Annotated in this window: 17 protein-coding genes and 1 pseudogene; 11 read left to right on the top strand and 7 right to left on the bottom strand. The window is 72.2% G+C overall.

Features of this window, described 5'->3' with window-relative positions:
* Positions 1 to 56: 56 nt before the first annotated feature.
* Both ABH928_RS11185 and ABH928_RS11190 read right to left on the bottom strand, forming a co-directional pair.
* Positions 57 to 521, bottom strand: a complete 465-nt coding sequence (locus ABH928_RS11185; protein ID WP_370064838.1) for an Lrp/AsnC family transcriptional regulator — start codon at positions 519 to 521, stop codon at positions 57 to 59.
* 28 nt (positions 522 to 549) lie between these two features.
* A complete protein-coding gene (locus tag ABH928_RS11190; protein WP_370064840.1) occupies positions 550 to 1,812 on the bottom strand; it encodes a low temperature requirement protein A in 1,263 nt (420 codons plus the stop codon).
* 255 nt (positions 1,813 to 2,067) lie between these two features.
* Between ABH928_RS11190 and nadA the strand changes: the two genes are divergently transcribed.
* A complete protein-coding gene (gene nadA, locus ABH928_RS11195) occupies positions 2,068 to 3,261 on the top strand; it encodes a quinolinate synthase NadA (RefSeq protein WP_370064842.1) in 1,194 nt (397 codons plus the stop codon).
* 68 nt (positions 3,262 to 3,329) lie between these two features.
* On the opposite strand, the gene ABH928_RS11200 is transcribed toward nadA, so the two are convergent.
* Together ABH928_RS11200 and ABH928_RS11205 are read right to left on the bottom strand one after the other, a co-directional pair.
* The gene (locus ABH928_RS11200; protein ID WP_370064844.1) at positions 3,330 to 3,608 is read right to left on the bottom strand and encodes a hypothetical protein; all 279 of its coding nucleotides are present in this window, start codon (positions 3,606 to 3,608) and stop codon (positions 3,330 to 3,332) included.
* Between the two features lie 11 nt (positions 3,609 to 3,619).
* Positions 3,620 to 4,402 (bottom strand): PspA/IM30 family protein, encoded by a 783-nt coding sequence (locus ABH928_RS11205; protein WP_370064846.1) that lies wholly within the window; start codon positions 4,400 to 4,402, stop codon positions 3,620 to 3,622.
* A 205-nt stretch (positions 4,403 to 4,607) separates the two neighbouring features.
* Between ABH928_RS11205 and ABH928_RS11210 the strand changes: the two genes are divergently transcribed.
* The 3 genes from ABH928_RS11210 to ABH928_RS11220 all read left to right on the top strand — a co-directional run bounded on the left by ABH928_RS11210 (position 4,608) and on the right by ABH928_RS11220 (position 7,217).
* Positions 4,608 to 5,222, top strand: a complete 615-nt coding sequence (locus tag ABH928_RS11210; protein WP_370064848.1) for a DUF3043 domain-containing protein — start codon at positions 4,608 to 4,610, stop codon at positions 5,220 to 5,222.
* Positions 5,223 to 5,293: 71 nt separating this feature from the next.
* Positions 5,294 to 6,118, top strand: coding sequence for a class I SAM-dependent methyltransferase (locus ABH928_RS11215; protein WP_370064850.1), 825 nt, complete (start codon positions 5,294 to 5,296; stop codon positions 6,116 to 6,118).
* Positions 6,119 to 6,212: 94 nt separating this feature from the next.
* A complete protein-coding gene (locus ABH928_RS11220; RefSeq protein ID WP_370064852.1) occupies positions 6,213 to 7,217 on the top strand; it encodes an aldo/keto reductase family protein in 1,005 nt (334 codons plus the stop codon).
* Positions 7,218 to 7,285: 68 nt separating this feature from the next.
* On the opposite strand, the gene ABH928_RS11225 is transcribed toward ABH928_RS11220, so the two are convergent.
* The gene (locus ABH928_RS11225; RefSeq protein WP_370064854.1) at positions 7,286 to 7,495 is read right to left on the bottom strand and encodes a hypothetical protein; all 210 of its coding nucleotides are present in this window, start codon (positions 7,493 to 7,495) and stop codon (positions 7,286 to 7,288) included.
* Positions 7,496 to 7,652: 157 nt separating this feature from the next.
* Here ABH928_RS11225 and cobU point away from each other — a divergent pair.
* The 7 genes and pseudogenes from cobU to ABH928_RS11260 all read left to right on the top strand — a co-directional run.
* Positions 7,653 to 8,228: pseudogene (cobU, locus tag ABH928_RS11230) on the top strand (bifunctional adenosylcobinamide kinase/adenosylcobinamide-phosphate guanylyltransferase); the annotation flags it as partial.
* Between the two features lie 103 nt (positions 8,229 to 8,331).
* Positions 8,332 to 9,435: a nicotinate-nucleotide--dimethylbenzimidazole phosphoribosyltransferase gene (cobT, locus tag ABH928_RS11235; RefSeq protein ID WP_370064856.1), complete on the top strand. Its 1,104-nt coding sequence runs from the start codon at positions 8,332 to 8,334 to the stop codon at positions 9,433 to 9,435.
* 17 nt (positions 9,436 to 9,452) lie between these two features.
* Positions 9,453 to 10,265: an adenosylcobinamide-GDP ribazoletransferase gene (locus ABH928_RS11240; RefSeq protein ID WP_370064858.1), complete on the top strand. Its 813-nt coding sequence runs from the start codon at positions 9,453 to 9,455 to the stop codon at positions 10,263 to 10,265.
* Between the two features lie 135 nt (positions 10,266 to 10,400).
* On the top strand, positions 10,401 to 11,894 hold the full coding sequence (locus ABH928_RS11245; protein ID WP_370064860.1) for a leucyl aminopeptidase: 1,494 nt from the start codon (positions 10,401 to 10,403) through the stop codon (positions 11,892 to 11,894).
* A gap of 373 nt (positions 11,895 to 12,267) precedes the next feature.
* Positions 12,268 to 13,674, top strand: coding sequence for a dihydrolipoyl dehydrogenase (lpdA, locus tag ABH928_RS11250; RefSeq protein ID WP_370064862.1), 1,407 nt, complete (start codon positions 12,268 to 12,270; stop codon positions 13,672 to 13,674).
* 54 nt (positions 13,675 to 13,728) lie between these two features.
* Positions 13,729 to 15,468 (top strand): 2-oxoglutarate dehydrogenase, E2 component, dihydrolipoamide succinyltransferase, encoded by a 1,740-nt coding sequence (sucB, locus tag ABH928_RS11255; protein WP_370064864.1) that lies wholly within the window; start codon positions 13,729 to 13,731, stop codon positions 15,466 to 15,468.
* A gap of 139 nt (positions 15,469 to 15,607) precedes the next feature.
* Entirely contained in the window at positions 15,608 to 16,120 is a 513-nt protein-coding gene (locus ABH928_RS11260) for a DUF4240 domain-containing protein (RefSeq protein ID WP_370065024.1), read from the top strand.
* On the opposite strand, the gene ABH928_RS11265 is transcribed toward ABH928_RS11260, so the two are convergent.
* Both ABH928_RS11265 and ABH928_RS11270 read right to left on the bottom strand, forming a co-directional pair.
* Positions 16,074 to 17,069, bottom strand: a complete 996-nt coding sequence (locus ABH928_RS11265; RefSeq protein ID WP_370064866.1) for a carbohydrate kinase — start codon at positions 17,067 to 17,069, stop codon at positions 16,074 to 16,076. The genes ABH928_RS11260 and ABH928_RS11265 overlap by 47 nt on opposite strands.
* Positions 17,066 to 17,707, bottom strand: a complete 642-nt coding sequence (locus ABH928_RS11270; protein ID WP_370064868.1) for an N-acetyltransferase family protein — start codon at positions 17,705 to 17,707, stop codon at positions 17,066 to 17,068. Before ABH928_RS11270 ends, ABH928_RS11265 begins: the two co-directional genes overlap by 4 nt.
* Between the last annotated feature and the right edge of the window lie 8 nt (positions 17,708 to 17,715).

Raw genomic sequence — 17,715 nt, forward strand, 5'->3', positions numbered from 1 at the left:
TCCTGCGCACCCCCGTACAGCCGCGCGAGTTTCTGCCGTCCGCAAGCGCGCGAGGATCAGCCGATGAGCCGGCTCAGCACCACCGTGCTGCGGCTGCGCTGCACGCCCGGCTCGCGGCGGATCCGCTCGATCACGGCCTCCAGATGCCGCATGTCGGCGGCCCGCAGGTGGACCAGCGCGTCCGGGTCGCCGGTGACCGTCCAGGCCGCGACGACCTCGGGGAACTGCCGCAGGGAGGAGAGGATCTCCTCCGGCGGCGTGCGCTCGCGGCAGAAGACCTCGACGAAGGCCTCCGTGTGCCAGTCCAGCGCCGCGGGATCGAGCACCACGGTGAAGCCGCGCACCACGCCGCGCTCGCGCAGCCGGTCGATCCGGCGCTTGACGGCCGTCGCGGACAGGTTCACCAGCAGACCGATCTCGGCGTACGAGGCGCGCCCGTCACGCCCGAGCAGCTCCAGCAGCCGACGGTCGGTGTCGTCGAGCGCGGCGGAGGGGCTGATCGGCGGCTGCGGGGCTGGCACGCACCCAGCTTTTCACAGGGCGGACCGATCAGGCGTTCGCCGGGTCCCCCGCCCCCGTGCCGACAACCGCATCGCCGTCCTGCAGCCGGTGGAGCAGCAGTCCGACGGCGACCGCCACCGCGCAGACCAGCCCGGCCACCAGCACCGACGGGGAGAACAGCACCGCCACCCCGGCCACCGGCAGCACCCACAGCGCGATCCCGCGCTTGGTGTGCCGCGAGTGCAGCGCCCAGACCGTGATCAGGTAGACCGCGGCCGGGACGGTCACCCCGAACGTGGCCGCCTGCGCGGAGATGTGGACCTTGCCGACGGCGTGCTCGACCGCCACCTCGATGCCCGCCCCGATCGCCGCGGCCGAGAGGAAGACGAAGTAGTGCCCGTAGCCCCAGGTGAAGGCCACCCGGTTGGACCTCAGGTGCTCCTCGACCGAGCGGGCGAAGTAGATCCACCAGGCGGAGAAGCAGATCAGCAGTCCGCCGACGGCGATCGGCAGCAGTTCGTGGAACGCCTGGTGCTCGTCCACCGCCGACTGCACCGCGACGGTCGCCGCCGAGACCGACTCCCCCAGCACGATCAGCGTGAAGCAGCCGTAGCGCTCGGCGATGTGCCCAGGGTGCCAGGCCGTCTCGGCGACCCGCTCGGCCACCACCGGCACCGCCAGGTCGGCGACCAGCCCGGGCAGGAGAGCCCAGCTCTTGTCCCCGGCCGGAACGTACACCAGCCAGAGCACCCAGTACACCTGCACCAACGCGACACCGACCGCGTACCGCGCGGCGGTTCTCCGCTGCGGCCCGGCGTTGGAGGCAGCCGCCCGCAGCCACTGCGCGACCAGCGCCACACGCATCACCACGTAGCCGGTGACGGTCACCGAGAAGTCCGAGTCCGCGAAGGCACGCGGCACCCCGGCGGCCAGGATCAGCGCGCCCACGATGATCACGAAGGTGGCGATCCGGTAGGGCACGTCGTCGGTGTCGTAGGCGGAGGCGAACCAGGTGAAGTTCATCCAGGCCCACCAGATGGCGAAGAAGACGAAGAGGTATCCCGCGATCCCGTGCCGGACGTGTCCCTCCCCCAGCGCGCCGCCCAACTGCGCGCCCGCCTGGGCGACCGCGACGACGAAGCAGAGGTCGAAGAAGAGCTCCAGCGGCGTGGCGGCCCGGTGCTTCTCCTCCCGCCCGCGCGGACGCATCCGCCGCAGCGCTCCCGGCGCCGTCCCCGCTCCCGGCGCAGTCCCCGTTCCCGGCACCGTCCCCGATGTGTCGCCGACCCCCGCGCTCGGCTCCTCGCTCATCGCCGCGTACCCTCTCCTTCGCCACCCTGTGCGTCCGGTGTGTTCGAGCTGGTGCTTTTCTGCCGCTCTGTTCCCGCCAGACGATAAGGCAGGTCCGGGCCGCGCGACGGTAGCGCCGCAACGGCCACAGCGGGGTACGTCACATTGCCTCGGTGACCATCGCCACTGTGATCGGGGAGGGCTATCATAGATTGCGTCAGGTAGACGATAAGGCGGTCGGTCCCTCACCACCGCCGAACAGAAGGGCAGCAGCCCGTGACCACCACCACCGCGCCCGGGACGGGCGCCACCTTCGCCGAGCCCGGGGCGACTCCACTGGCGCTGCTGCTTCTCGGCCGCGAGGCCGACACCGGCAGCGAGCGCGGCGTCGACTGCCCCGGCGAGCTGCCCGCCGCCTCCGACCCCGACCTGGTCGCGCGTGCCGCCGCCGCCAAGGCCGCGCTCGGCGACAAGGTCTTCATCCTGGGCCACCACTACCAGCGCGACGAGGTCATCCAGTTCGCCGACGTGACCGGCGACTCCTTCAAGCTGGCCCGCGACGCGGCGGCCCGCCCCGAGGCCGAGTACATCGTCTTCTGCGGCGTGCACTTCATGGCCGAGTCCGCGGACATCCTCACCGCCGAGCGCCAGCAGGTCGTCCTGCCGGACCTGGCCGCCGGCTGCTCGATGGCCGACATGGCCACCGCCGAGCAGGTCGCCGAGTGCTGGGACCAGCTGGTCGACGCGGGCGTGGCCGACAGCGTGGTGCCGGTCGCGTACATGAACTCCTCGGCCGACATCAAGGCCTTCACCGGTCGCCACGGCGGGACGATCTGCACCTCGTCCAACGCCAAGCGCGCCCTGGAGTGGGCCTTCGAGCAGGGTGAGAAGGTGCTCTTCCTGCCGGACCAGCACCTGGGCCGCAACACCGCCGTGCGCGACATGGGCCTCTCGCTCACCGACTGCGTCGTCTACAACCCGCACAAGCCGAACGGCGGCCTGACCACCGAGCAGCTGCGCGCGGCCAAGATGATCCTCTGGCGGGGCCACTGCTCGGTCCACGGCCGGTTCAGCCTGGACTCGGTCAACGAGGTCCGCGAGCGGGTCCCTGGCGTGACCGTGCTGGTGCACCCCGAGTGCAAGCACGAGGTCGTCGAGGCGGCCGACATGGTCGGCTCGACCGAGTACATCATCAAGGCGCTGGACGCCGCCGAGCCCGGCACCAAGTGGGCCATCGGCACAGAGCTCAACCTGGTCCGCCGCCTGGCCAAGGCGCACCCGGACAAGGAGATCGTCTTCCTCGACCGGAGCGTCTGCTTCTGCAGCACGATGAACCGGATCGACCTGCCGCACCTGGTCTGGGCGCTGGAGTCGCTGGTCGACGGCCGGGTCCCGAACGTGATCACGGTCGACCCGGAGACGGAGAAGTTCGCCAAGGCCGCGCTGGACCAGATGCTGGCCCTGCCGTAGGCAGCAGCAGGCGCGGGCAGCACGAAGGGGCGTGAGGCTACGGCCTCACGCCCCTTCGTCGTGTGCAACTAACCGGGGATCAGCCCGTCGGGCTTGAGCAGCGCGCGGACCTCCTCCACCGTCGCGTCCGCGTACGGAAGCGTGGCGTCCGAGGCGCCCAGATAGTCCTGGGCCACCGGCTCACCGCCGGACCGGACCGCGGCCAGGAGCTCGTTCAGGCGGAGCCGGAACTCCTCCTCGTGGCCGCTGTCCAGCGACGCGAGAACCGCGTTGTCCAGCGCGTTGAGGTGGTCGACCAGGGAGTCGGGCACCTCGTACTGGCCCTCCGTCAGGATCCTTACGATCATGGCGGCTCTCCCTACTTGTCGAAGCGGGGCTGGTCCTGCGGGGTGGCGTCCTGCTGCCCCTGCTCGATCGCCGGGGTCGGCGTCGAACCACCGGTGAGCTCGGCCTTCATCCGGGCCAGCTCAAGCTCGACGTCACTGCCCGCGGACATGGCGTCCAGCTCGGCGGAGATGTCGTCCTTGCGCAGACCGCTGGGGTCGTCGAGCGCGCCGCTGGCAAGCAGCTCGTCGATCGCACCCGCACGGGCCTGCAGCTGGGCCGTCTTGTCCTCGGCCCGCTGGATCGCCAGGCCGACGTCGCCCATCTCCTCCGAGATGCCCGAGAACGACTCGGCGATCTGGGTCTGCGCCTGCGCGGCGCTGTACTGGGCCTTGATGGTCTCCTTCTTCGTACGGAAGGCGTCCACCTTGGCCTGCAGCCGCTGGGAGGCGAGCGTCAGCTTCTCCTCCTCGCCCTGCAGCTGCTGGTACTGGACCTCCAGGTCCTGCACCTGCTGCTGGATGCCGGAGCGGCGGGTCAGCGCCTCCCGGGCCAGGTCCTCACGACCCAGCGACAGCGCCTTGCGGCCCTGCTCCTCCAGCTTTGCGGACTGCTGCTGCAGCTGGGTGAGCTGCAGTTCCAGCCGCTTGCGGCTGGTCGCGACATCCGCCACCCCACGACGCACCTTCTGCAGCAGTTCGAGCTGCTTCTGGTACGAGTAGTCCAGCGTCTCGCGCGGATCCTCCGCACGATCCAAGGCCTTGTTCGCCTTGGCGCGGAAGATCATCCCCATCCGCTTCATGATTCCGTCGCTCATGGGCTTCGCGCGCCCCCTTCTCGGACCTGCCGGTTTCTCGTACCAAGCCTACGGGTCGCGCGGCCTTCACCGCAGCGGTCCGCGCTGCAACAAGACTGCTACAGCGAAAACAGTCCAGGCCTCATCCGTGGGGCTGATTGTTCCGGTGGGATCCACTACCCGGGGGGCTGGGGAATACACCCGTTCACCACGTACTCTTGCTGTTGTGTTCCGACGAAGCTCCCAGGATGCCCCCGCCGACGCCGTGACGCTCGACAAGAGCGACGACGCCGAGGCGGCAGAGGCGGACGTTCCCAGCGCCGAGGCCAAGAAGGGCCGCCCCACGCCCAAGCGCAGCGAGGCCGAGGCGAACCGCCGCGGCCGCGCCTACGTGCCGCCGGACCGCAAGGCCAGCGCGCGCAAGTCTCGCGAGGCCAACCGCAGCGACCGGGACAAGACCATGCTGGCGCTGCGCGGCGAGGCCGACGCCAAGTACCTCCCGGCCCGTGACCGCGGCCCGGTGCGCGCGTTCGTCCGCGACTACTTCGACTCGCGCTTCACGGTGCTGGAGTTCTTCCTGCCGTTCGCGGTCGTCTTCATGGTGCTGGCGTTCTTCCGCTCCCCCGCGGCCGTCGAGCTGATCTACGTCCTGTGGCTGGCGTTCCTGGTCGCCGTCGTGATCCAGATGCTGTGGCTGGCGACCCGGCTGCGCAAGGAGCTCGCCACCCGCTTCCCGGGCCAGAACACCAGGGGCGCCCTCGCCTACGGCCTCATGCGCTCGATGAACCTGCGCCGGATGCGTCTGCCCAAGCCGGCCGTCAAGCGCGGACAGAGGCCCTGACCGGACACCCGGGCTACCCCGGGTACTCCTACTCGCCGCTCGAGCCGCGTCCGGGAACGGACGACTCGACGATGGTGCTGCCCGCCCAACGGACCCTCCCGTCGGGCGGGCAGGCTGGTTTCACGCCGGGATCGGCCTCCTGGCTGGCCAAGCTCGGCGGGCTGCGCAACGTGGTCCGTCAGGAGCTGGTCACCCGCCAGCTGACCGAGCAGCTGCACGACCGGTTCGGCCCGGACGCCCGGCTGCGGGTACTGGACGCGGGCTGCGGCCAGGGCACCCAGCTGCTCCGCCTGGCCCGGGACGGCCACCAGGTCACCGGCCTGGACCCGGATCCCGGCACCCTCGCCGCCGCCCAGCAGGCGCTCACCCGGGAACCGCTCGCGGTCCAGGCCCGGGTACGGCTGCTGCAGGGCGAGGGCGGCGACTGCGGCCGATGGTTCGGCCCGGCCAGCTTCGACGTCGTGCTCTGCCACGGCGTGCTGATGTACCTGCCCGACCCGGAACCGCTGCTGGCCGCGCTGGCCCGGGTGCTGGCGCCCGGCGGGCTGCTGTCCGTGCTGGCCCGCAACGGCGACGCCCTGGCGCTCCGTCCCGGCCTGGCCGGGGACTGGGGAGCCGCTCTGGCCGCCTTCGACGACGACGCCTACACCAACCGCCTCGGCCTGCCGACCCGCGCCGACCGCCGTGCCGTGCTCGCCCGCACCCTGGCCGAGCTGGACGTCCCGGTGCAGGCCTGGTTCGGCGTCCGGGTCTTCACCGACCAGGCCGACGACGACGCGCCGCTGCCGTCCGGGCCGGAACTCTCCTTACTCCTCGACGCCGAGGACCGGGCCGGCCGCACCGACCCCTACCGCCGCGTCGCCGCCCTGCTGCACCTGGTGGGCATGCGGCCGTAGCGCTTCGATCCGGGGTCGGGTCATGGAGTCGGGGCCCCTGAGTTGGAGTCGGGGCCCCTGAGTTCGGGTCAGGCCATGGAGTTAAGGTCAGGCCATGGAGTTTCGTCACTTGGGCCGTAGCGGCCTGGTCATCAGCGAGATCGCCTACGGCAACTGGCTCACCCACGGCTCCCAGGTCGAGGAGGACGCGGCGACCGCCTGCGTCCACGCCGCCCTGGACGCGGGCATCACCACCTTCGACACCGCCGACGTCTACGCCGCCACCCGCGCCGAGGCCGTCCTCGGCCGCGCGCTCAAGGGGCAGCGCCGCGAGGGCCTGGAGGTCTTCACCAAGGTCTACTGGCCGACCGGTCCCGGCAAGAACGACCGCGGCCTGAGCCGCAAGCACATCATGGAGTCGATCGACGGCTCGCTGCGCCGTCTGCAGACCGACTACGTCGACCTCTACCAGGCCCACCGCTTCGACGTGGCGACGCCGCTGGAGGAGACCATGGTCGCCTTCGCCGACGTCGTCCACTCCGGCAAGGCCCACTACATCGGCGTCTCCGAGTGGACCGCCGACCAGATCCGCGCCGCCCACGGGCTCGCCCGCGAGCTGCGGATCCCGCTGGTCTCCTCGCAGCCGCAGTACTCCGCGCTGTGGCGGGTCATCGAGGCCGAGGTCGTCCCGACCTGCGAGGAGCTGGGCATCGGTCAGATCGTCTGGTCCCCCATCGCCCAGGGCGCGCTGACGGGCAAGTACCTGCCCGGCGCCGAGCCCCCGGCGGGCTCCCGCGCCACCGACGACAAGGGCGGCGCGAACATGATCTCCCGCTGGCTGCGGGACGACGTGCTGGAGCGGGTCCAGCTGCTCCAGCCGCTCGCCGCCGAGGCCGGTCTGACGCTGGCTCAGCTCGCGGTGGCCTGGGTGCTGCGGAACGCGAACGTCTCGGCGGCGATCGTCGGCGCCTCGCGTCCCGAGCAGGTCGCCGAGAACGTCAAGGCCGCGGGCGTGAAGCTGGACGCCGAGCTGGTCAAGCGGATGGACGAGATCCTCGCCCCGGTCGCGGAGTTCGACCCGGCGAAGACCCTCGAGAACTCCCCGCAGGCGCGCCCGTAACAAGCGCGAGGAGCCCGCCCCCGGCACGTGGCGAGGGCGGGCTCCCACACGTCAGTTCACTGCTCGCCTCACTGCTCGCCGGAGTGCAGGCTCATCGGGCCGTAGATCTTCCGGCTGTCCTCGAACAGCACGACCTGGTCGACACCGTCGGACAGCAGGTCCTTCCAGGACTCGCCGATCCAGGTCTCCGCGTCGCCCTGGGTGGGGAACTCCTCGGTCCCGTTCGGCGCGGTGACCGCGGACCCGTCGGTCTTCTCGAACCGCCACGTCCACACCATGCTGGGCTCCCTTCCGCACCTGATCACATCTCGGACAGGACAGTACCCAGAAAGTCGCTGCCGAGCCGTCGTGCCGCAGAATGACGCCGTGAGGATCTTCAAGGAGCGAACAGCCGACGGGGCCACACGGATCGGCATTGCCTGGGGGCAACGCGCGCACACGCTCCCGCCGCAGCGGACGCTGCTGCTGGGCGGCGCCCGCTCCGGCAAGTCCTCGCTCGCCGAGCGACTGCTGCTCGCCGACGGCCGTGACACGCCAGGCGGCGTCACCTACGTCGCCACCGCCGGACGCCGCGAGGGCGACGCCGAGTGGGCCGAGCGGATCGACCTGCACCGGGCCCGCCGCCCCGACCACTGGCGCACCGTCGAGACCTGCGAGCTGGCCCCGCTGCTCGCCGAACCCGCCCACGCCGGGTCGCTGCTGGTCGACTGCCTGGCACTCTGGCTGACCGACGCCATGGACCGGGTCGGCGCCTGGGACGACGCCACCTGGTACGCGACCGGCGAGAAGCAGCTGCGCGAGCGCACCGCCGAGCTGGTCGCCGCGCTGCGTGAGAGCCGCCGCCGGGTCGTCGCGGTCAGCAACGAGGTGGGCAGCGGCGTCGTCCCGGCCACCCCCTCCGGCCGCCGGTTCCGCGACGAGCTGGGCCGCCTCAACGCCGCGTTCGCCGCCGAGTGCGCGGACGTGCGGCTCGTGGTGGCGGGCCGCTCGCTGCCGCTGGCACGGGGCTGAAGGCGGGGACTGACCGGGCCTTCTCGCTGACGGGGCCGCCGCTGGTGACTGACTGGACCTTCGCACTGACGGCTCCGCCGCCAGTGACGGTAACGTTCCGCGCGTGAGCACCTTCGACCTCGACGAGTTCTCCGCGCAGGTGGCGCGCCCCGACGACGAGTACCGCCTGGCCGCGGAGCAGCGTTTCGACGCGCTGGACCTGCCGCACGGCGCGCTCGGCGAGCTGCAGGACCTGGCCGGCTGGCTGGCCGCGGTCCAGGCCCGCGTCCCGACGCGGCCGATCAGCCAGGCCAAGGTGCTGGTCTTCGCCGCCGACCACGGCATCGCCTCGCTCGGCGTCTCCGCCCTCCCGCCGGGCACCACCGCCCGCAGGGTCCGCGAGGTGCTGGACGGCACCGCGCCGGTCAGTGTGTTGGCCCGTCAGTTCGGCGCCCAGGTGCGCGTGGTGGACATGGCCGTCGACGCGGAGGAGGGCGTGTTCCCCGCGGAGGTGAGCCGCCACCGGATCCGGCGCGGCTCGGGCCGGATCGACGTCGAGAACGCGCTGACCCGCGAGGAGGCCGAGCGCGCCTTCGCCGTCGGCGTCGCGCTCGCCGACGAGGAGGCCGACTCCGGCACCGACCTGGTGGTCCTCGGCGACCTCGGCGTCGGCTCGACCACCGTCGCCTCGGTCCTGATCGGCGTGCTGTGCGGCACCGACGCCGCCGCCGTCACCGGTCGCGGCTCGGGCATCGACGACAGGGTGTGGATGGTCAAGTGCGCCGCCATCCGCGACTCGCTGCGCCGGGCGCGTCCGGTGCTGGCCGACCAGATCGACCTGCTGGCCGCCGTCGGCGGCGCGGACTTCGCGGCGATGGCGGGCTTCCTGCTGCAGTGCGCGATGCGGCGGGTCCCGGTGCTGCTGGACGGGGTGGTGTCCACCGCGTGCGCGCTGGTCGCGCAGCGGGTCGCGTTCCGCGCCCCGGAGTGGTGGCGTGCCGGGCAGCTCACCGGCGAACCCGCCCAGGCGAAGGCGTACGAGCGGATGAGCATCACGCCGCTCCAGCAGCAGCGGGTGGCCGCCGGTGGCGGCGCGGGCGCGCTGATGGCGCTGCCGCTGCTGCGCGGCGCCGCCGCGCTGCTGGCCGAACTGCCGCTGCCGGAGCCGGAGCCGGTTGCCAAGCCCGCCGAGGTTGCCGAGCCGGTCACCCCCGCCGACGAGGCCTGACCATCTTGTTCACGGCCTTGTTCACCGCCTTGTTCGACGCACTGCGCTTCTCCTTCGGCACGCTCTCCGTGCTGCCCGTCCGGGTCACCCGCTGGGACCGGCCCACGGCGGGGCGCGCGATACTCCTCGCCCCGCTGGTGGGGCTGGTGCTGGGCGGCGTCGCCGCCGCCCTGGCCACCGCACTGGCGTGGGCGCATGCCGGACCGTTGCTCGCCGCCGTCGCGGGCGTGTCCGTGCTCGCCGCGTCGACGCGCGGGCTGCATCTGGACGGCCTGGCCGACGTCGCGGACGGCCTGGGCAGCAACCGCCCGCCCGAGGCGGCGCTGAAGATCATGAAGGCCTCGGACATCGGGCCCTTCGGCGTGCTGGTGCTGCTGCTGACCCTGCTGGCCCAGGTCGCGGCGCTGGCCCGGTGCTTCGAACTCGGCCTGGCCGACGGCGCGTTCGGCGTGCTGCTCGCCGCGGTCACCGCCCGGACCGCGCTGCTGCGCGGCTGTCAGGTCGGCGTCCCGTCCGCGCGGCCCGACGGACTCGGCGCGATGGTGGCCGGGACCGTGCCGCGCCGACAGGGCGCCTCGGTGGCGGCGCTGACCCTCGTCGTGCTCGGACTGGTGGCCTACGGCATCGCCCGTACGGGTGACAACGGACTGCCGCTGGCGCTGGGCACGGGCCTCGCGGTGGTGGCCGGACTCGCCGTCGCCTCCCTGCTGCTGACGCACTGCGTGCGCCGTTTCGGTGGAATCACAGGAGATGTCCTGGGTGCGATGGTTGAGTCCGCTGCCACCGGCACGCTCATTGTGTGGGTGCTTTTCGCAGCTGCCACCCCGTAGCGGGGTGCTGTCTCGAAATTGGGGCCTCCTGGGCGGTCTCAGGGCCCACCATGCGGACTACCATGCCAGTGGCCGGTCCGTTTCCCACCCGTAGCGCACCGGACACTTATCTCCGACAGAACAGGACGCATTTCCGTGACTGCAGTGTCATTGAGCACCTCCACGGCCGCCGCGCTGCGCGCGGACGCCGTCGTCGTGGCCGTGGCGAAGGGCCCCAAGGGCCTCGTGCTGGCCCCCGGCGCCGAGGCGGTCGACGAGGCGTTCGAGGGCAGGCTCGCCGAGGTCCTCACCACCGTGGGCGCGACCGGTGCCGAGGGCGAGGCCGTCAAGGTCCCCGCGGCGGCCGGGATCAAGGCTCCGCTGGTGCTGGCCGTGGGCCTGGGCGAAGCCACCGACGGCTCCTACGACGCCGAGGCGCTGCGCGCCGCCGCCGGTGTCGCCGCCCGCACGCTGGCCGGCTCCAAGAAGGCCGCCTTCGCGCTTCCGGTCGCCGACGCGGACGCGGCGGGCGCGGTCGCACTCGGCGCGGTGCTCGGCACCTACGAGTACACCGCCACCCGTAACGTCGCCGCCGACGCCAAGGGCTCGCTGGGCGAGATCGCCATCGTCGGCACCAAGCGTGGCGACAAGGCGGTCAAGGCCGCCGTCGAGCGCGCCACGGTGCTGGGCGAGGAGATGAACCGCACCCGCGACCTGGTGAACCTGCCCCCGAACGACCTCTTCCCGAAGACCTTCGCCGAGCGGGTCGTCACGGCGGGCAAGGAGTACGGCCTCAAGGTCGAGGTGCTCGACGAGAAGGCGCTGACCAAGGGCGGCTTCGGCGGCATCCTCGGCGTCGGCATCGGCTCCGAGCACGGTCCGCGCCTGGTCAAGATCGCCTACACCCACCCGAAGGCCAAGACCTCGCTCGCCTTCGTCGGCAAGGGCATCACCTACGACTCGGGCGGCATCTCGCTCAAGCCGGCCGGCCACAACGAGACCATGAAGTGCGACATGGCCGGTGCCGGCGCCGTCTTCGGCGCCGTGGTGGCCGCGGCCCGTCTGGGCCTCCAGGTCAACGTCACCGGCTGGCTGGCGCTGGCCGAGAACATGCCGTCGGGCACGGCCACCCGCCCCGGCGACGTGCTGCGGATGTACGGCGGCAAGACCGTCGAGGTGCTCAACACCGACGCCGAGGGCCGCCTGGTACTCGCCGACGCCATCGTCCGCGCGGGCGAGGAGAAGCCGGACACCATCGTCGACGTGGCCACCCTGACCGGCGCGATGATGATGGCCCTGGGCAGCCGCACCTTCGGCATCATGGCCAACGACGACGAGCTGCGCGCGACCGTGCACACCCTGGCCGAGGCCGCGGGCGAGCCGGCCTGGCAGATGCCGCTCCCGGCGCACCTGCGCAAGGGCATGGACACCGGCGTGGCCGACCTCGCCAACATGGGCGAGCGGATGGGCGGCGGCCTGGTCGCCGGCCTCTTCCTCAAGGAGTTCGTCGCCGACGGCATCACCTGGGCCCACCTGGACATCGCCGGCCCGGCCTTCAACGAGGCCGCCCCCTTCGGCTACACGCCCAAGGGCGGGACCGCCACGGCCGTCCGCACCCTGGTCGCCCTGGCCGAGCACGCGGCAGGCTGATCACGCGGCCGACCAGCACGCAGTCGGCCATCACGCAGTCGGCTGATCACGCGCTATACCAGCCGGTAACCGGCGGTGGACCTCGCCCACACGTTCGCCATCAGCGAACACGGGCGGAGGTCCTCCGCCGGTCCGGCCGGGGCCCCGGGTGACCTGGGCCCCTTCCTCAGGCCGGAATTCCCCTACCGACCTGCGGAAACAGACATTTCCGAGCGAGCCGCCCGGTCCGCCGCACCTGATTCGCCCTGTCCACACCGTGGCCCGGTCCATCACCACCAGGCAACAAGTGCGAGGATGTATCTCCGGCACGACGGGTCTCCCCACAAGGGAGCACCACACCCGGCCGGCGATCGACCGGGAGCATCCGCACCCTTTGCATGGAGGACGTGACGTGGCGAACGACGCCAGCACCGTTTTCGACGTTGTCATTCTCGGAGGCGGAAGCGGCGGTTACGCCGCGGCGCTGCGAGCGGCCCAGCTGGGTCTGCAGGTCGCCCTGATCGAGAAGAACAAGCTGGGCGGCACCTGCCTGCACCAGGGCTGCATCCCGACCAAGGCGCTGCTCCACGCCGGCGAGGTTGCCGACCAGACCCGCGAGGCCGCGGGCTTCGGCGTCAAGGCCGTCTTCGAGGGCATCGACATCAACGCCGTGCACGCCTACAAGGACGGCGTCATCTCCGGCCTGTACAAGGGCCTGCAGGGCCTGGTCGCCAGCCGGAAGATCACCTACATCGAGGGCGAGGGCCGCCTCTCCTCCCCGACCTCGGTCGACGTCAACGGCCAGCGCGTGACCGGCCGCCACATCGTGCTGGCCACCGGCTCCGTGCCGAAGTCCCTGCCGGGCCTGGCCATCGACGGCAACCGGGTCATCTCCTCCGACCACGCGCTGACGCTGGACCGCGTGCCGAAGTCCGCCATCGTCCTCGGCGGCGGCGTGATCGGCGTCGAGTTCGCCTCGGTCTGGAAGTCCTTCGGCGCCGAGGTCACCATCATCGAGGCGCTGCCGCACCTGGCCCCGCTCGAGGACGAGAACTCCTCGAAGCTGCTGGAGCGCGCCTTCCGCAAGCGCGGCATCAAGTTCGAGCTGGGCGCCCGCTTCGCCGGGGTCGAGTACACCGAGACCGGTGTCCGCGCCTCGCTGGAGAACGGCAAGCAGGTCGAGGCCGAGATCATGCTCGTCGCCGTCGGCCGCGGCCCGGTCTCGTCCGGTCTCGGCTACGAGGAGGCCGGGGTCGCCATGGACCGCGGCTACGTCCTGGTCGACGAGTACTGCCAGACCAACGTGCCCACCATCTCCGCGGTCGGCGACCTGATCCCGACCCTGCAGCTGGCCCACGTCGGCTTCGCCGAGGGCATCCTGGTCGCCGAGCGCATCGCCGGCCAGAAGGTCGTCCCGATCGACTACGACGGCGTGCCGCGCGTGACCTACTGCAACCCCGAGGTCGCCTCCGTCGGCATCACCGAGGCCAAGGCCAAGGAGCTGTACGGCGACGACAAGGTCGTCACCGCCAAGTTCAACCTGGCCGGCAACGGCAAGAGCAAGATCCTCAAGACCGCCGGCGAGATCAAGCTGGTCCAGGTCAAGGACGGTGCCGTGGTCGGCGTCCACATGGTCGGCGAGCGCATGGGTGAGCAGGTCGGCGAGGCCCAGCTGATCTACAACTGGGAGGCCCTGCCCGCCGAGGTCGCGCAGCTGATCCACGCGCACCCGACCCAGAACGAGGCCCTCGGCGAGGCCCACCTCGCGCTGGCGGGCAAGCCGCTGCACAATCACGACTGACCTCCCCTCGCACACGCCAATCATCCGTACGCACCACAAGGAGCAACTGAAACCATGGCGGTCTCAGTAACACTGCCCGCACTCGGCGAGAGCGTGACCGAGGGCACCGTCACCCGTTGGCTCAAGGCCGAGGGCGAGCGCGTCGAGGTCGACGAGCCCCTGCTCGAGGTCTCCACCGACAAGGTCGACACCGAGATCCCGGCCCCCGCGTCCGGCATCCTGGCCTCGATCAAGGTCGGCGAGGACGAGACGGTCGAGGTCGGTTCCGAGCTGGCCATCATCGACGACGGCACCGGCGCCCCGGTCCCGGCGGCGGCCCCGGCCGCTGCCGCCCCCGTCGAGACCCCGGCCCCCGCGCCGGTCGCCGCCGCGCCCGCTCCGGCTGCCGCACCGGCCGGTGGCGCCACCGGCACCGACGTCACCCTGCCCGCCCTGGGCGAGTCGGTGACCGAGGGCACCGTCACCCGCTGGCTCAAGTCGGTCGGCGACACCATTGCCGTCGACGAGCCGCTGCTCGAGGTCTCCACCGACAAGGTCGACACCGAGATCCCGGCCCCGGTCGGCGGTGTGCTGCTGGAGATCCTGGTCGGCGAGGACGAGACCGCCGAGGTCGGCGCCCGTCTGGCCGTCATCGGCGCTCCGGGTGCCGCCCCGGCTCCGGCGGCCCCGGCCGCTCCGGCTGCTCCGGCCGCCGCCCCGGCCCCGGTCGCGCCTGCTGCCCCGGTGGCCCCGGCTCCGGTCGCGCCTGCTGCTCCGGTCGCCCCGGCTCCCGTCGCCGCTCCGGTTCCGGCTGCTGCCCCGGCCCCCGTCGCCCCGGCCGCGCCGGTCGCCGCCCCCGTCGCTGCCGCCCCGGCCGCCGCGGAGGCATCCGACGCCTACGTGACCCCGCTGGTCCGGAAGCTCGCCGCCGAGAACGGCATCGACCTGAACGCCGTCAAGGGCACCGGCGTCGGTGGCCGCATCCGTAAGCAGGACGTGCTGGCCGCCGCCGAGGCCGCCCGCGCCACCGTGGCTGCCCCCGCCGCCGCGACCGGTGCCCGCAAGGCCCCGACGACCATCGCCGCCGCGTCCCCGCTGCGTGGTCAGACCGTCAAGATGACCCGCATGCGCAAGGTCATCGCCGACAACATGGTCAAGGCGCTGCAGACCGCCGCGCAGCTGACCACGGTCGTCGAGGTCGACGTCACCAACATCATGCGTCTGCGCGAGCAGGCCAAGGGCGGCTTCGCCGCCCGTGAGGGTGTCAAGCTCTCGCCGATGCCGTTCTTCGTGAAGGCCGCCGCCGAGGCGCTCAAGGCGCACCCGGTCGTCAACGCCTCCATCAACGACGACGACACGATCACGTACCACGCGGTCGAGAACATCGGTATCGCCGTCGACACCGAGCGTGGCCTGATGGTCCCGGTCATCCACGACGCGGGCGACCTCAACATCGCCGGCATCGCCAAGAAGACCGCCGACCTGGCCGCCCGTACCCGCGACAGCAAGGTCAGCCCGGACGAGCTGTCCGGCGGCACCTTCACCGTCACCAACACGGGCTCGCGCGGCGCGCTGTTCGACACCCCGATCTTCACGCCGCCGCAGGTCGCGATCCTCGGCATCGGCGCGACGGTCAAGCGCCCGGTCGTCATGGAGACCGAGGAGCTGGGCACCACCATCGCCGTCCGCGACATGGTGTACCTGGCCCTCTCCTACGACCACCGGATCGTGGACGGCGCCGACGCCGCCCGCTTCCTGGGCACGCTCAAGGCCCGCCTCGAGGAGGGCGCGTTCGAGGGCGACCTCGGGCTGTGATCCCCTCGCCCTGAGACGTGTCACGGGTTGACACTCGTCACGGGCTTCGCGCCGTGGGCCCCGCTCCCCGTTCCGGGAGGCGGGGCCCACGGCGTTTCGCGTGCGGTCCGGGCTGCCGACCGCGATGCTGGTGGACGTGATGGACGAGACGGACTTCTGGCTCCTGATCGACGAGACCCGGGACGCGTCCCAGGGCGATCCCGTCGACCACGCCGACCTACTGGTCGAACGTCTGGTCGGGCTGACGCCCGACGAGGTGATCGACTTCGCCCGGCTCTTCGAGGCACGGATGGCCCGCGCGTGGCGCACCGACCTGTGGGGCGCCGCCGACCTGCTGCTGGGCGGCGCGGGCGAGGACGCCTTCGAGTTCTTCTGCGCCTGGCTGATCGGCCAGGGCCGCGAGGTCTTCGAGGGCGCGCTGGCCGACCCCGACGAGCTGGCCGACCTCCTCCCCGACTTCGACGAGGACGAGGACGGCGACGCCGAGGAGCTCGGCTACGCCGGTGACCGCGCCTACGAGCAGCTCACCGGCCTGCACATCCCCGATCTCGGCCGTCGCGCCAACGACCCGGTCGGCACCGACTTCGACTTCGACGACGCCCGGGTCATGGAGCAGCGCTATCCGCGCCTGTGGGAGCGGTACGGGGGCTGAGGGCAGGGCCGAGGGCGGCGTTGAGCCCACGCCGCAGTTCAGCCGCGTCCGGCGGGTTGGCGCCCGCCCGGGCGACGGTGATCGCGGCGGCCGTGGTCGCCAGCTCCAGCAGGGCGGTCAGCGTCGCCGTGTCGGGTTCCGTGACGTCGCAGGCGGCCAGCCCGTGCAGGACGGCCGCCATGAACGCGTCCCCCGCACCGACCGTGTCCACCACCGGCGTCGGTCGGGCTTCCACGGAAACCGCGCGCTCCCCCGCGTACGCCGCCGCGCCGGCTGCGCCGCGGGTGACGAGCACGAACTTCGCGCCCGCCGCCGACCAACGCGCCGCCACCTCCGCCTCGGTGGCGCCCGGGTAGAGCCACGCCAGGTCCTCGTCACTCGCCTTCACCACGTGCGCCGCCGCCACGCAGCGCTCGACGCGGGTCAGCGCCGCGTCCCGGTCGCCGATCAGCGTGGGCCGTACGTTCGGGTCGTAGCTGACCACGGCCCCGCGCTCGCGCAGGGCCCGGACCAGCGCCAGCGCGGCGTCCGCGCCCGGTTCCGCGACGGAGGCGATCGAGCCCAGGTGCACGTGGTGCGGCGGCTCGGGCAGGGCGGCCAGGAGCGTCTCCGGGTCGACGTGCCGCAACGTCCAGGCGATGTCGAAGGCGTACGAGGCCCGGCCCGCCTCGTCCAGCGAGACGATGGCTGACGGAGTGTCAATACCCTGCTGTCCGTCGTCGAGCAAGGTGACACCCGCCGAGGTGAGGTGGGCGCGGATCAGGTCGCCGAGCGAGTCCGCGCCGAGCTGGGTCAGCAGCGCGGGGCGGTGCCCGAGCCGGCCCAGCCCGTAGGCGACGTTGGCGGGACTGCCACCGGGATGCGCCACGTCCCGCCGCCCCGGGCTCCGGACGATGTCGGCGACGCTCTCGCCGATCACCAGAAATCTCGACCCCGGAAGAGCGCTCACAGCTCGATCCCCATCAGCACGTCGTCGACGTAGGCACCCGCCAACAGGAACTCACCCGGCTGGACCCCGGTCACGGTGAATCCGGCCTTCTCGTAGAGCGACCGGGCCACCGAGTTGCCGCCCAGGACCCGGAGCGTCACTCGCCGGGCGCCCTCCTCGCGGGCTTTCAGCAGGGCGGCGTCGAGCAGGCGGTGGCCGAGCCCGTGCCCGCGCGCCTCGGGCGCGACCAACAGCCCCTGGATCGCCCGGATATGCGCGTTGCTGGTCAGCGGCGTCGGCGGCAGCACCCGCACCCAGCCGACGATCCGGCCGTCCAGTTCGGCGACCAGCATGTGCTCCGGCTGATGCCGCTCGTCGCGGAACGCCGTGCTGTCCGGCAGCGGCGGGTCGGGACGCTCCGAGACCTCGGACTCCGGCGACCAGCAGCGGTACTCCAGCGCGTAGACCTCGTACCCGTCGGCCGCCACCGCCGGACGGAGGACGAGGCGGGCGGTGACGCGGCCGGTGTGAGCGTCACGGCCCTCCGCCCCGTGGTCAGCCGCGTGGCGAACTCCGCCGCCGGCCGCGCCACCTTCAGCCGCGTCGCCTTCAGCCACGTCGCTTTCAGCCGCGCCGCCTGCGAATTCTCCGGTTCCCATGGCGGGAG

Origin of the sequence: Streptacidiphilus sp. MAP5-3, from assembly GCF_041262505.1 — a bacterium.
Classification (GTDB): Bacteria; Actinomycetota; Actinomycetes; order Streptomycetales; family Streptomycetaceae; genus Streptacidiphilus.